Origin of the sequence: Pseudoalteromonas sp. NZS100_1, from assembly GCF_015864285.1 — a bacterium.
GTDB classification, from domain to species: Bacteria; Pseudomonadota; Gammaproteobacteria; order Enterobacterales; family Alteromonadaceae; genus Pseudoalteromonas; species Pseudoalteromonas arctica.
The window spans coordinates 1-14724 of record NZ_JADYXN010000011.1; the positions used below are offsets into that span (position 1 = coordinate 1).

Annotated in this window: 11 protein-coding genes; 3 read left to right on the plus strand and 8 right to left on the minus strand. The window is 40.1% G+C overall.

Features of this window, described 5'->3' with window-relative positions:
- Nucleotides 1–309: transposase (locus I6F66_RS09310; protein WP_197209140.1), on the plus strand; the 309-nt coding region annotated here is incomplete at its 5' end.
- A 61-nt stretch (nucleotides 310–370) separates the two neighbouring features.
- Here the strand turns inward: I6F66_RS09310 and I6F66_RS09315 are convergent.
- The gene (locus tag I6F66_RS09315) at nucleotides 371–1321 is read right to left on the minus strand and encodes a hypothetical protein (RefSeq protein ID WP_165729605.1); all 951 of its coding nucleotides are present in this window, start codon (nucleotides 1319–1321) and stop codon (nucleotides 371–373) included.
- Nucleotides 1322–1492: 171 nt separating this feature from the next.
- On the opposite strand from I6F66_RS09315, the gene I6F66_RS09320 reads away from it, so the two are divergent.
- Nucleotides 1493–2254 carry an IS5 family transposase gene (locus I6F66_RS09320; protein WP_197209141.1) on the plus strand — a complete coding sequence of 254 codons (762 nt, stop codon included), beginning with the start codon at nucleotides 1493–1495 and terminating at the stop codon, nucleotides 2252–2254.
- Nucleotides 2255–2441: 187 nt separating this feature from the next.
- Here the strand turns inward: I6F66_RS09320 and I6F66_RS09325 are convergent, their stop codons facing one another.
- The 3 genes from I6F66_RS09325 to I6F66_RS09335 all read right to left on the minus strand — a co-directional run bounded on the left by I6F66_RS09325 (nucleotide 2442) and on the right by I6F66_RS09335 (nucleotide 5142).
- On the minus strand, nucleotides 2442–3980 hold the full coding sequence (locus tag I6F66_RS09325) for a transposase (RefSeq protein ID WP_197209142.1): 1539 nt from the start codon (nucleotides 3978–3980) through the stop codon (nucleotides 2442–2444).
- Between the two features lie 209 nt (nucleotides 3981–4189).
- The gene (locus tag I6F66_RS09330) at nucleotides 4190–4600 is read right to left on the minus strand and encodes a hypothetical protein (RefSeq protein ID WP_197209143.1); all 411 of its coding nucleotides are present in this window, start codon (nucleotides 4598–4600) and stop codon (nucleotides 4190–4192) included.
- An 83-nt stretch (nucleotides 4601–4683) separates the two neighbouring features.
- Complete coding sequence (locus I6F66_RS09335) at nucleotides 4684–5142, minus strand: hypothetical protein (protein WP_033026540.1); 459 nt, start codon at nucleotides 5140–5142, stop codon at nucleotides 4684–4686.
- 238 nt (nucleotides 5143–5380) lie between these two features.
- On the opposite strand from I6F66_RS09335, the gene I6F66_RS09340 reads away from it, so the two are divergent.
- Nucleotides 5381–6343 carry an integron integrase gene (locus I6F66_RS09340; RefSeq protein WP_197209144.1) on the plus strand — a complete coding sequence of 321 codons (963 nt, stop codon included), beginning with the start codon at nucleotides 5381–5383 and terminating at the stop codon, nucleotides 6341–6343.
- A gap of 189 nt (nucleotides 6344–6532) precedes the next feature.
- On the opposite strand, the gene I6F66_RS09345 is transcribed toward I6F66_RS09340, so the two are convergent.
- The 4 genes from I6F66_RS09345 to I6F66_RS09360 all read right to left on the minus strand — a co-directional run bounded on the left by I6F66_RS09345 (nucleotide 6533) and on the right by I6F66_RS09360 (nucleotide 14724).
- Nucleotides 6533–8788 (minus strand): acyl-CoA dehydrogenase, encoded by a 2256-nt coding sequence (locus tag I6F66_RS09345; protein ID WP_197209145.1) that lies wholly within the window; start codon nucleotides 8786–8788, stop codon nucleotides 6533–6535.
- 339 nt (nucleotides 8789–9127) lie between these two features.
- Complete coding sequence (locus I6F66_RS09350) at nucleotides 9128–10156, minus strand: zinc-binding dehydrogenase (protein WP_197160495.1); 1029 nt, start codon at nucleotides 10154–10156, stop codon at nucleotides 9128–9130.
- A gap of 10 nt (nucleotides 10157–10166) precedes the next feature.
- Nucleotides 10167–11579 (minus strand): TolC family protein, encoded by a 1413-nt coding sequence (locus tag I6F66_RS09355; RefSeq protein WP_197209146.1) that lies wholly within the window; start codon nucleotides 11577–11579, stop codon nucleotides 10167–10169.
- Complete coding sequence (locus I6F66_RS09360; RefSeq protein ID WP_165729477.1) at nucleotides 11572–14724, minus strand: efflux RND transporter permease subunit; 3153 nt, start codon at nucleotides 14722–14724, stop codon at nucleotides 11572–11574. The genes I6F66_RS09355 and I6F66_RS09360 overlap by 8 nt, the downstream gene beginning before the upstream one ends.

A 14724-nucleotide genomic window follows, 5' to 3' on the forward strand; every position in this document is an offset into this window, starting at 1 on the left:
CAAAAGTACGCGGGTATAGCGCCTGTTATTGAGCGCAGTGGTCAAAAGATGTGGACTCATTGGCGTTATAGTTGCCCTACTTTTTTAAGGCAAACATTTGTGGAATGGGCAGGCTTTTCTATTCGTTATTCGTTTTGGGCTAAAGCGTATTATGAGCAACAAAAAGCCAAGGGTAAACCGCATAACAGCATTATTAGATCACTGGCATTTAAATGGATAAGGATTGTATTTAGGTGTTGGAAAACGAATACACCCTACGATGAATCGACGTATTTAGCGGCCTTAAACACAGAGGTTCACCACTTTTAAAATTTGCAATTAATAGCTAAATTTTACTAGTCGTCCACCTCAGGGCGTGTTGTTATGTGCCTTATTTAACTCGATACCTGAATAATACAAGGTTATCTAAAACAAGATTGCTTGACCAAATAAATGAAGCACCAGAACCTGAGAACTGTTCTTGGAAATTCATATAAGCTTTCTTATTATTAACACCAATTTCATCTTCCGTAAATTCCACTGAATTTGGCCAAGATAAGTAACTTTCGTTTAATTTCCAATTTACTGGGATATCCCAATGTAACGAATAGGTCTCAATATACTTATCCGCACCATTGGTACTGCATTTTGTTGTTAAACGCTGATCTCCTATTTCTTTAGCACACTTCAGATCATAAACAGGAGAGGTATAAAAAGTTTGAGCTGACCATTTAGAATTGGTTTTCGTACCATCTGAGAAGCTTGCAATAAAGCCACCGTCTCCAGGGTGAAAACGTTTACCACGGTTATCTTCACTACCCAAGCCTGAATTTTCTTCCCAATCAACAACTTTGATTGCTATATCATATGGCTTTTTAACTTTAAATTTCACGATATTGGAATTAAAAGGAGTAAAAGGTATAGGATCCACGGCTATTAACTTACCGTTTATAAATAATTCAAAGTAATTATCTGCAAATATGTACCCTGTAATAACTTCCCCATCTTTATCTACTTCTATGATAGGTACGGACGACAAGTTAACCTCAGATAAAGATTTTGGGGTTACCTTCGAGCATTCATTATAAAGATCTGTGGCAAAATTCTTTTGTTCATATTGAACCTTTGCAGGAACAAGATATTCAATATTATCATATTTTTTAATGCCGACTGGAGACGGACGTGAACGTCCGTTTTTACAGGTAAATAACGTTGAAACGTTGACTTCAGCCTCACCTTTAATTACATGAGCAGTCCCAGCATAATCACTAGAACTAGCTGATGACGAAAAACTTAACATAGTAAATAACGATAGTACCGAAAATTTAATTTTAATATTCATAAATATTCCCATATATAGAAGAGCCAAAGCATAGGCACATAACGAGCCTGTAGATTAACTCGTTTTTAAATTTGTTTTTATTAGGGCGTGTTGATCTTTGCGGTATAAAAAACAAACAGCATGAGGATAAGGTATAATTGAATTCGCTAAAAAACGTTACACCGAACCCTCATGCCAAGAGTAATGTTAACAGACGCGACATGGAATGTCTTATCAAAAGTAATGCACTTAAGTGGTCGAATTTATAATAAGCCTGAGCATAGAAAAACGCTCGAAGGCATACTCTATAAGATGCGTACCGGTATTCCTTGGCGAGATTTACCGTCTTATTTCGGCTCGTGGAGTGCTATCTATAGACGATTTAATTTATGGTCCAAAAAAGATATTTTGAATGAATTATTTCGTGTGTTATCCCACTATGCTGATATGGATTGGATCTTTATTGATGGCAGTATTGTCAGGGCTCACCAGCATAGTTGCGGTGCAAGAACCGCTGGCAATGAATCAATCGGTAAGAGTCGAGGTGGCAATTCGACTAAAATTCATCTTGCAGTAGATAGCGGAGGATTGCCTGTTTATTATGAATTATCCTGTGGAAATACGCATGATATCGTCCATGCAGAGTCACTTGTAGACAATTGCCCAACGAGTAATGTGGTTGTCGCAGATAAAGGCTACGATAGTGAAAAACTAAGAGAGTTTATTCGTGATAATAGCGCTACACCCGTTATTCCACGCAAGGATAACAGTTTAGTGGGTAATGAAGATATTGACTGGTGCATGTACAAATATAGGCACTTAGTTGAGAATGCCTTTGGTCGGATCAAACAATATAGAGGGATAGCTACAAGGTATGAAAAGCTTGAACGGAATTATCATTCCATGCTCGCTTTAGCATTTACTATGATGTGGCTACCAATGTGGGCTGATTAATATATATACTACAAAGATCAACAGCCCCTAATAAACAAACCATAGCTGAGTTCCTATTTTGGTTCAATCGATTACTGTATTTTTACGCAGCATATAAAGAAGTGTTTGCTGTTGTTTAAATTGGCGTTTTGGACGGGATTACGGGTCGTTTAGTGGCTTTATTTTAGGTTAAAAGGGCTTCCCCTTCTTAATGCATCGTGTTTTGCAGTTTTTCTATATTATGAACAAGGCAATACAGTTGCCATTGCGCATTCACTTTTGTTTGACCCCGTAAGGTCAATTTATTCATGCCCTTGTTGACGGTAATATTGCCGAACACGGGTTCAATACAGCCTAATCGCTTACTGTATTGTCGTCGTCCGATTGGGCTGTCTATTTTTACTTTCATCTTATCGACATAGCTCAGCTTTTTGCGTGATTCATTATTTATAAACTGTACTTGTCGCCCCGTTTTAATGGGTGGCTTTCGCATGCATTGTTGTTGTAGTGGGCAGGTTTTACAGTCTCTTAAATAACCACAGAATCGCGTGTATTGTTGGTTATAGCTGTTTACATTGACCCCGCTTCGCCACATGGCATTGCCTGCAGGGCAGCGGCATGTTTGCGTTGCCTCATCATAATGAAAATCGTCTGAGGTAAATAATCGTGGCTTGCCTTTGCTGCGTTTTAGTCGGCGCTTTTCTTGCTCTGTTTCGTATGTTTCGCTTTCTTTAAATAGTGGGTTTCGTTTTCTAAATTGGTTATCCGCAATGTAGGTATCGAACCCACTTTGCGCCATAAACTCAAGATTTACTTCGCTGTTAAACCCACTGTCTGCGGTGAATTTGATGGTGTGTTTATCTGCCATTTTTTCTGTATTGAGTTTAGCGAGTTGCTGTTTTAATTGTGCAACGGCTGGCTGTAAAGTTTGTTGTTCGCCCACTGAGCCCCACGCTTGTGCTTGCAGGATGATTTGATGTTTATCATCGTTTATCGCGATGCCATTGTAGCCTTGAATTGTCCCTTTTGAGGTCGTCATCTTCGCACTATCTGGGTCAGTGATATTACTTTTAACAGGCTTGCCTTTACTGCCTGTTTTCTCTTCGTGAGTGGCTAAAAACTCGGTGATTTTATCTGCACTTCTATCCAGCTTTTCTTTTTGTTTTAAGTCCTGAGTTATCAACTCTTCGCCCAGTCCATCTTGTGATTGGTGGCGTTCAATAATACGTTTGCTTGCGCGTTCTAGTTTTGCTTTTTTGCGACCTAGCTCATCGAATGTGCCGCTCCACTCTTTACTCGCATTGGACTTTAATTTACACCCATCAATGGCAAACATGTTGCGGCCTATCAAGTCTTCCTCATCACATATCATCAGCACTTGCGTAAAAATCGGCTCAATCTGTTCATGCATTTTAGCAACGAAGCCTGCTATTGATGTGTAATGCGGCTGGATATCTCCCGACACACTCATAAATAAAATGTTCGTCTCACACGCTTTAGCAATTCGACGGCTACTGATCAAACCATGTGCATAGCCCAGTAAAATAATCTTTAGCATTACCGAAGGTGGATACGCCGCCGCGCCCGTTTTGTCATTGTTATACCACGCGTCAAATCCCGATAAATCGAGTTTATTTTCGACAATATAACAAAGGGCATACTCAAAAGTGCCAGGCAGAATTTGCTCAGCGAAATTGATAGGAATGAATTTATTTTGACAGGATAAGTCAGGCTTGTAGTTAGCCATAACAGTTTACCGTGGGTGAATAATATCTATTAGATCACAGCGAACAGATGGATTCAAGGTTAAAAAGCAACCAACCAAGAATAGTTGGATACGTTCCTAAAAAGAGTAATTCTACAGCCTCAACGCCACGTTAAGCGGCAAAAAATTGTTGGCTAAAATTGTGAACGGAGTGAAACAGCCAACTGTTTTTTGTCCGTTTGAACGCCTTGTTATAAGGTTGGTTCCCAAGCCCATTTTTTGTATTTCACAACAAACTCTTTCGCTTCTGATAATGTATCAGGGTACGGAACACTATCATAGCTACTTGAATCAGTTCGTATTTTTTGAAAAACAAAACCATGCTCAGCTAGAAACTTAACCTTTTTCCATTGAGCGACATCCGATTTTTTAGGTGGTTTAAAATGCCTACCTAAGTTTACCGTTGTACTTTTACAAATAGGACATTTCATAGTCTTAGGATAATCACATGGAGGGACGTTGAAATGACGCATGTTAGAAGTTTTACAGTTAAAGCATGCAAAAGACATTGAGTACTCAGGGCCTTGGACCTTTACAACTGGTTCAGGTAAATCTCTGTAACCAGCCTTTTTTCGGAGTTCCATTCGACTTTGCTTATCCATGCCTGATTGAACCTTATAACGCCTCACTAAGAGGCAAATAATGGTTGGCTAAAATAAGCGACGAAGGAGCAAGTAGCCAACTGTTATTTGTCCTGCTTTAGTGACTTGTTAGCAAGCTTTTGTAATGAATACTCACCATTAAATCGGTACGGTTCCCACCTAGTTGGAATAGAGCTAGAGCCTTCATATCTAGGTAATTTAAGCATTAATACCATTTTATTCCCTTTAAACTCAATTTTTCCTTTGAGGTCTGACTGATAAAGAATTCCCAGTATCTCAGTTTTTTCGAACATATCAATTTCACTAAAAAAAACTATACCTTCAATTTTTGGAACGGAAAAATAAGTATCATGGCTATTAACATGTTTACGCAGATCGAAAGGAGCATGCAAATTTCCACGATATGAAGATGTATAGCTAGTTTTAATTTCATACTTTCCTGGTGCTATTTCCATTGCATAAGCATCAAAACTTGGCACTTCTTTATAGGAAGAGCACGAAGATAGAAAAACAATAATTAAGACTACGAAAGTTTGACGCATATTCCCTGCTTGCTAACAGCTTATTGAACACCACTTTGGGGGTTTATAACACCCCAAAACGGCGTATATTACATTGCTTAATAATTCCACTAAACAACTTCTATGTAAACAGGTAATTACGTATTTTGTAAAGTTATTGTTGTTAAAATACACCAAAACGACTTTTAATAATGTTATTGGACAAAACACGAACAACTGTCTATATATACAGTATGTTTTTAAAAGTTGAATATCATTTATGAAATCTCTCTTTCTAACCATGATTAAAGACCATATGTATAGCAAACGGTATGCAAAGAGCACTATTGAAGCTTATCTTTTTTGGATAGCTAGCTATATCCGCTTTAATAATATGCAGCACCCAAGCTCTATGGGAGACACTCAAGTAGAATCGTATTTGAACCATTTAGTAAACTCGCAAAACGTAGCGCAAGGCACACAAGCGCAGGCACTAAATGCGCTAAGTTTCCTATATAAAGAAATAATTAAGAGCCCCCTTTCATTATCATTAGACTTTGTAAAAAGTGAACGCCCAAGAAAACTACCCGTTGTGCTTACTCAAACAGAAGTTTCAGCGCTATTTAAACACTGTGTAGCAAAGCATTATTTACCCTGTGGATTACTTTATGGCAGTGGTATGCGATTAATGGAGGTACTGCGTTTACGAGTTCACGATATTGACTTTGACTATAACTGCATTCGAATTTGGGATGGCAAAGGAGGTAAAAATCGTGTTGTAACGCTTGCAGTAGAGCTCATACCGCAATTACGTTCTCAAATACAATTAGTTGATAGTTACCTGCAATTAGATCTGAAAAACCCCTTATATAGCGGCGCTTATATGCCGCATTTGTTACGTAAAAAATATCCAAACCATAATAAGCAGCTGGGATGGCAATATTTATTTTCATCACATAAATTAAGTCTTGATCCCGAGAGTAAGCAATTAAGGCGCTATCATATCGATGAAAAGCAATTACAACGCGCTGTTAAAAAAGCCGCTTTTGATGCACATATTAATAAACACGTTACCCCACATACTTTGCGCCACTCATTTGCTACGCACTTGTTGCAAAGCGGCGCTGATATCCGCACAGTACAAACACAGCTAGGTCACAGCGATGTGCGTACTACACAAATATATACCCATGTACTACAGCAAGGTGCCAATGGGGTTATTAGCCCTTTTTCAAGATTATAAACGTCTCTTTTTAATTCTTTCCGCATACATATTCGCTTTAAGACCAATACCGCCATCTATTTCTACTTTAAAAACACAAAAAAGCCCCGCTTGTTTTTACACAAGCGGGGCTCCACACTAATTTTTTACTCAAGAATAAAAGCGCCGATACTGCGGGCGCTTTGCATCATTGAATTTTATTACTTTAGCTTACTGATTAACTACGCTTTTAAGCGGGTTAATCGGCTGTGCGTTATCGTCTAGTATGTTCATATCAAAATCGAACTCATCTACACGAATCGCTTTTTCACGTTTGATGTTGTAATCAATTAACTGAACGTGTTCAGCTTGCGTGATTACATTTGCCGCTAGTGCGTTATCAAGCGTGATGTTAAAGCGTATACCTGGTTTAATTACTTTAGCACGTAATGCTTTTTTAACTTTAGCCAGTTCGCCAAGTGATGCCATTTTAGCTTTGTAAGCTTGCTCATTAATATGATGGCCATCGCCCACTACTGGTTTAACTAAATGCGTGATTTGCGCTTTAAATGCGGTATCTAGCTGAGCTTGCTTAGCTAGTTCGCGGATTAAATCGTCACTAATTTTTGGCATTTTAGTTGAGTAGTTCATTGTAATAAAACGAATAAACTTACGTGTACCACTTGCAGGGAAGTTATCTAAAAACTTATGCAATGCTTCTTCAGCACTTTGTAGTGCAAAACGAGTCGCGTAATGGAAATACGGCGCTGCTTGCTCGCGGTCACTACTTGATACTTTTTGCTCGTAGTATTTAATTGATGCCATAGCTGCGTATAAGAAGCTCATTACATCGCCTAAACGTGCCGATAGCATTTCTGCTTGCTTTAATTTACCGCCAAGTACAAGTAACGAAAAGTCTGCGTAAACTGCAAGTTTTGCAGATAATTTATGTACTGCTTTTTCGTAATCGCGTACTTCTGGTAAATCAGAATTAGCACTTGCTGTAAATGGTAAAACACCTAGGCGGAAAGCACGTAAGCTGTTTGCTGTGCTGTAACCAATTGTTTTACGCAAAATGCCGTTAAATTCTTTATCTGCGCCTTTATCTTCACTATGAATAGACTCAACCATAGATTGTAAATATGGGTGACAACGCATAACACCTTGACCAAAGATCATTAGGTTACGTGTAAGAATGTTCGCGCCTTCTACCGTAATGGCAATCGGCTGAGCAACATAACCACTTGCTAATGTATTTTGTGGACCGTTTTGAATCGCTTTACCCGCTTGAATATCCATTGCTGAATCAAGCACGTCGCGACCAAGCTCTGTCATGTGGTATTTAGCGATTGCAGTTACTACTGATGGTTTTAAGCCCATGCCTAAACCTTCAGTTGTAAGTACGCGCATTGCTTCTTGTAGGTATGTTTTACCTGCAATGTCGGCTAGTTTTTCTTGAATACCTTCAAACTGGCCAATGGCTAAACCAAACTGTTCACGCACTGCTGCGTATTCAGATGCTGATTTAAATGCAACTTGTGCTGTACTAACACCTAGCGCAGGTAATGAAATACCACGGCCAGCACCTAAACAGCTAACCAGCATTTGCCAACCACGGCCGATGTTTTTCTGCCCACCAATAACAAAGTCCATTGGTACAAATACTTTGTTACCACGTGTAGTACCGTTGTAAAAACGAATACCCATTGGGTCGTGACGATTACCAAGCTCTACACCTGGGTGCTCTTTTGGAATTAGTGCACAGGTAATACCTAAGCTTTCTTTACCACCTAATAAACCATCAGGGTCCATTACTTTAAAGGCTAAGCCAAGTACAGTAGCAATAGGTGCAAGCGTTATGTAGCGCTTGTCCCATGTGATCTCAAGGCCAAGTACTTCTTCGCCTTTATACATGCCTTTAGTAACTGTACCAATGTCTGGAATGCCACCTGCATCAGAACCCGCTTCTGGGCTTGTTAATGCAAAACATGGAATATCTGTACCATTTGCTAGGCGTGGTAAGTAATGTGCTTGTTGTTCTTGCGTACCAAAGTGAAGTAATAACTCACCCGGGCCTAACGAGTTAGGAACCATTACGGTTACCGCAACTGCTGAGCTTTTAGTCGCAATTGTGCCAACAATAGTAGAGTTTGCATAAGGGCTAAACTCTAAACCACCAAACGACTTAGGAATGATAAGCGAGAAAAAACGCTCTTTTTTCAAAAATTCTAAGATGTCATTTGGTAAATGAATGCCGTTTTGAATCACTGAATCGTCAATCATGCCCAATAACTCTTTTACTGGACCGTCTAAGAATGCTTGCTCGTCTGCGCTTAATGTAGCAGCAGGTACGTCGCGAAGTGCACTGAAATCAGGTTTACCTTGGTAGATAGAACCTTCAAGCCATACATCACCCGCGTCTAGCGCTTCTTGTTCTGTGATAGAAATACTTGGTAATACTTTTTTTAGTTTTGTACGTAAACTCATGATTGAACTCATCCGACCAGCTAAATAATACCTACATTACGTCATAAAAAATCGTTTAGATCAATTGCTCTATTCAATTAATTAACAGTTTTTTCAATTTATTTTCTTTACCTGAACGTAAACTGTTGAAACACAAAGGCTTACAGTTGTACGCTGAAAAAAAGTATTTTGACTAAAATGATGAATAAAACAGCAAAAGCTCTAGCGCTGTATCTATTTTTTGATGGGCATAAAAAAACGCAGCACAAATAGGCTACGTTTTTATTCAATTTGTAGAGGCTACGTTATCAGTTAATCTAGCTAAAACTACTTAAATTTAAATCAAATTGTATAAGCGTTTCACTTGGCAACTTTAACAACTTGCTTGCCGGTAAAACCACCCGCAAGTTGTTTATTAAGTGCTTGCGATACTGACTCAGCACTAAAATCTACGGGCGTTATTTCTGGGTGTTTAATGTCGCCACTAACAGCGCCTTCAAGTAACAGGTTGCCCATAAAGCTCAAGCGTTGTTGTGCACATAAACTGTTAGCAAGCCATGCACCCCCAATTGATACAACGCTAATATTGGGCGCTCGGTGATACATTAAGTCTTGATCAAAACAAGGGAGCGGATTTAAGCAGGCAATACGTCCGCAAAAACGCATTAACTCAATATTACGCTGAGTACACTCACCACCAATCGTATCAATAACCGCATCAAAGCCTTGCGGGCCAAGTTCTCTGCGGATTTTTTCGCATAGCTTTTTATCGCTATAGTCAAAAATCACATCAGCGCCTAACTGTTTAACCAATTTATGGTTACGCTTTGATGCCGTGGTAAATACATCTGCACCGCGCTGTTTTGCATATTGAATAGCAAACTGCCCTACCGCTCCGGCTCCGCCTTCAATAAAAATAGTATCGCCTTCACTAATGCCTATTTTATCTAAGCTAATAAGTGCTGCCATACCGGCGCATGGAAGTGTTGCTGCAATGGCCGGATTTAAACCGCTTGGCACAACCGACACTGCAAAGTTAGGTACTTTGGTGTATTCGCTCAAAGCACCTTGCTCACCAATGTTGGCATGCCACATAACGCGCTGGCCAACATTTGGAAACACACCTTTATTAGCTTTAACCACAACACCTACGGCATCTAAGCCTAAAATGTGTGGATACTGCCATTTACAAAAGCCTGTTTTAGCAAATTGACCATCAACTGGATTTAAACCAACGTACTCTACTTTTACAAGCAGCTCGTTATCTGCACAAATAGGAACAGGCAGCTCAGCATCCGCTAAGTCAATTGCTTCATTTGGTTCTGGCAGTACAATAGCGCGCATAGTTTGCGGGATAATGTATTCATGTAAATTTTCAGTATTTGGCATCAATATAACTCTACTTATTAGTGTCGTTTAACGCATAACTCCATTGCCCATTAAATGACTGGTAAGCATTTACTTTGGCAAGCAGTGAAGAAATTGTTGTTTCAACAGCATTTTCTTGTGCTATTAAAACATCCTGGCGCGCATCTAACAACTCAAGGTAAGGAATTTGACCTTCTTCGTACATTGCTTGTGCTTGTAAAAATGCTTTATTAGCAAAGTCATAACGTTCATCGGCAAAGCGTTTTTGCTGTGCTTGATTGACCAACAATTGCAGTGAAAGTTCACTTTCACTTAGTGCAGTTAATACTACTTGTTGATAATCGCTGTACGCAGCTTCACTTAAAAACTGTTGCGCGTCACGCTGCGCTAAAAGCGCAGGATAACTTAAAATAGACCACTGTAACTGCGGCGCTACTTGCCACTGTTGATCGGTATTTTTTAAGCCTGTGCTATCTATACTCACAACCCCTGCAAATGCAGATAAGCTAATATCGGGTAATAACGCTTTGCTAGCTGCAACACTTAAACTATTTGCTTGGCTAAAGTCAAACAGCGCGCGGCTAATATCTGGACGTAAGGCAATGGCATTATTAGCGTTTTTTAGTGCTACGCTAAAGTCACGTTCAAGCACGCCTTGCTCGTTTTCAATAGCAATATTTTGCGCTAGCTTACCGCTTAGTACTGCAAGCGCAGATAAATCGCTGTATTTTGCATACTCAATAGCAGGCATTAATGCTTGTTGCTGCCTAAGCTGCGCCATCGTACGGTTTAAATCAAGCTCGTTAGCTACACCTTCATCAACTCGTGCCTGTAAAACGTCAATACTTTGCTCAAGCGCTTCAATTTGAAGTGTAACAATGTGTTGTTTTTCAACATTCCCTTGGTAACTTACAAAGCCTTTAACGACTGACGAAACAACTTCAATTTGTAATAAGCGTACTTGCTCTGCTTGGCTCATGGCCGATGCATTTGCTGCATCAACCAACGCCGTTATGCGACCAAATAAATCTAGCTGCCAATCAAGTGCAACGTTTGCACTTGATTGGCGGTCAAACACGCTTGGTGCATCGCTTCGAGCTGCGCCAACATTTACGCCACCTTGCGGTAGGTATTGGGCTTTTTGCTCTCCTAATCGCGCTAATGTGCTTTTAAGTGTTAGCTGGCTTGTTTGCAAATTATAGTTATTTGCAAGCGCACCAGTAACAAGCTCATTTAGTTGATCAGAATTAAGCTTTTTCCACCAGTTTGTCTCATCAGCAACGCTAACGTTACTAGCAATATTAGCTTTAGCAACAAATTCGTTAACGGCTTTTTGCTCGCTCATGGTGTCTATTTTACTCGCACACCCGGCTAAAAACGCAGCAACTAATACTGCACTGGCGGTCAGACTTGTTTTAAGCCTTTTTTGCATTAATTTAGTCATGAGTATTCTCCTGCGCTTTCTCTTTTTTGTTAGTCACTAACATATAAAATACCGGCGTAAACAATAGGCCAAACACGGTTACACCTATCATCCCTGAGAATACTGCGTTACCCATTGCGTGTCGCATTTCGGCGCCCGCACCGGTAGCAAGAACTAACGGTACAACACCTGCTGTAAATGCAATTGAGGTCATTAATATTGGGCGCAAGCGCATACGACATGCCTCAAGTATTGCCTCTAAGTGCGATAAGCCTGAGTCGTGTCTATCTTTTGCAAACTCAACCATCAATATCGCATTTTTAGAAGCCAACGCGACCAGTACTATTAACGCTATTTGGGTGAATATGTTGTTGTCAGAGCCGACAAACCACACACCTAATAAGGCTGAGAAAATAGTCATTGGTACAATTAATATAATTGCCAGTGGTAAACGTAAGCTCTCGTACTGCGCTGCAAGTACCATAAATACAAGTAATACAACTAACGGGAATACATAAACCATGGTGTTACCGGCAAGTACTTGTTGGTACGTTACTTCAGTCCACTCATACTCAATACCTGTTGGTAGTGTGTCTGCGAGTACTTTTTCAATAGCAACTTGTGCTTGGTCAGAGCTATAACCTGGCGCTGGGCTACCATTTAGTTCTGCACTTGGGTAACCGTTGTAATGCATAACACGGTCAGGACCAATTGTTGGTGTTACTGTTAATACAGAGCCTAGTGGCACCATATTTCCTGAGCGGTTACGTACTTTTAGATTAAGTATTTGATCAGGGTCTAAGCGGTAGTCAGCATCAGCCTGTGCATTTACTTGGTAGGTACGGCCAAACATATTAAAGTCATTTACGTACACAGAGCCTAAGTAAATTTGCAGTGCGTTAAATACTTCATCAAGTGGAATACCTTGAATTAGCGCTTGCTCACGGTCAATATCAATATCCATTTGTGGAACTTGAATACGGAAACTCGAGTACAAGCCCATTAATGCTGGGTCTTGTTGCGCTTTACCGATAACAGCTTGCAGACTATTAAATAAGGCTTCAAATCCTTTATTTGCTCTGTCTTCTATTTGCAGTTTAAAACCGCCGGTAGTGCCTAAACCTTGAATTGGCGGCGGTGGAAATACCGCTACAAATGCTTCATCAATGGCAGCAAAACGTTTATTCAACTCGGCAGCAATCGCCATCGCTGATTGGCTTGGGTCGGTACGTTTGTCAAAGCTTTCAAGTGGTGTAAATACAATGCCGCTGTTAGGGCTATTAGTAAAACCGTTCACTGATAAGCCAGGAAAAGCAACTGTATGTGCAACGCCTGGTACTTCTAATGCAATTTGCTGCATTTGAGAAAGCACATCTTCAGTACGATCAAGGCTTGATGCATCAGGTAACTGCGCAATAGCCACTAAATACTGTTTATCTTGCTGTGGAATAAAGCCACCCGGTACGGTATCAAATAACTTAATTGTGCCACCAACAAGTGCTATGTAAGCCACCATAACAACAACGGTCATACGAATTAGTTTTTGTACCAGTTTTTCGTAACCTTTAGCACCACGATTAAATACGCGGTTAAATGGTTTAAATAACCAACGACCAAACAATTTATTAAGTAAACGCGTGAACGCATCTGGTTTTGCATCGTGCGATTTTAATAACAATGCAGCAAGCGCAGGCGATAACGTTAATGAGTTAAACGCTGAGATAATAGTCGAAATAGTAATTGTAAGTGCAAATTGCTTATAAAATTGACCTGATAAACCGGTAATAAACGCAGTAGGAATAAATACAGCACTTAGTACTAGCGCAATGGCAATAATAGGGCCTGTTACTTCACTCATTGCAACGCGGGTTGCTTCAAGTGGCGATAAGCCTTTTTCGATATTACGCTCTACGTTTTCAACAACTACAATCGCATCATCTACAACAATACCTATGGCCAATACTAAGCCAAACAACGATAAGGTATTAATTGAGACACCTAACCACTGCATTACGGCAAACGTACCAATAAGTGAAATAGGCACAGCAATTAGCGGAATAATTGATGCACGCCATGTTTGTAAAAATACAATAACAACAATAACTACCAATACAATTGCTTCAAGCAACGTGGCAATTACCGCGTCAATTGAGCCGCGAACAAATACTGTTGGATCGTACACAATGTCGTATTCAACACCGGTAGGAAAATCTTTAGATAAGCGCGCCATTGTTTCGCGTACTTGATCAGATAGCTCAATAGCGTTAGAACCAGGGCGTTGAAATATTGGCATTGCAAGTGCTGGTTGATTATCAAGCTCTGCTCGAAGTGAGTAAGTGTCTTGACCTAAATCAACACGGGCTATATCAGATAAACGCGTTAACTGACCCTCGTCGCCTACTTTAATAATAACTTGTTCAAATTCTTCAATACTGTTTAAACGACCTTTAACGTTTAACAATATTTGAAATTGACTGTCGTTTGAAATTGGTTGCGCGCCTAAGCTACCTGCAGCAACTTGCTGGTTTTGCGAGCGAAGTGCTGTTACTACATCTGTTGCTGTTAATTCGCGTGCAGCAAGTGCATCTGGGTTTAGCCATACTCGCATTGAGTATTTGCCGGCACCAAACATGCGAATATCACCTACACCCGGTAAACGTGCAATTTCATCTTTAATGTTTAAATCGGCATAGTTAGATAAGTACGCTGTGTCGTGCGTTTTTTCAGGTGAATATAAATGCACTACCATGGTTAAATCTGGTGATGACTTTTCAGCCACAACACCTAAACGTTGTACTTCTTCTGGCAAACGCGGAAGCGCACTGTTTACACGGTTTTGTACTTGTACTTGAGCACGGTCTAAATCGGTACCTAATGCAAAGGTTACCGTTAGTGTCATGCGGCCATCACTGGTACCTTGCGAAAACATATATAACATGTTTTCAGTGCCGTTAATTTCTTGCTCCAACGGTGTTGCCACTGTTTGCGCAATAACGGTCGGGTTAGCACCCGGGTAGTTAGCGGTTACAACCACGGTTGGAGGAACTACTTCTGGGTATTCACTTACTGGTAGTTGGAATAGTGATATACCACCAGCAATTAAAATAACCAATGACAGCATGGCCGCAAATATTGGACGCTGTATAAAGAAATGCGAGAATTTCAT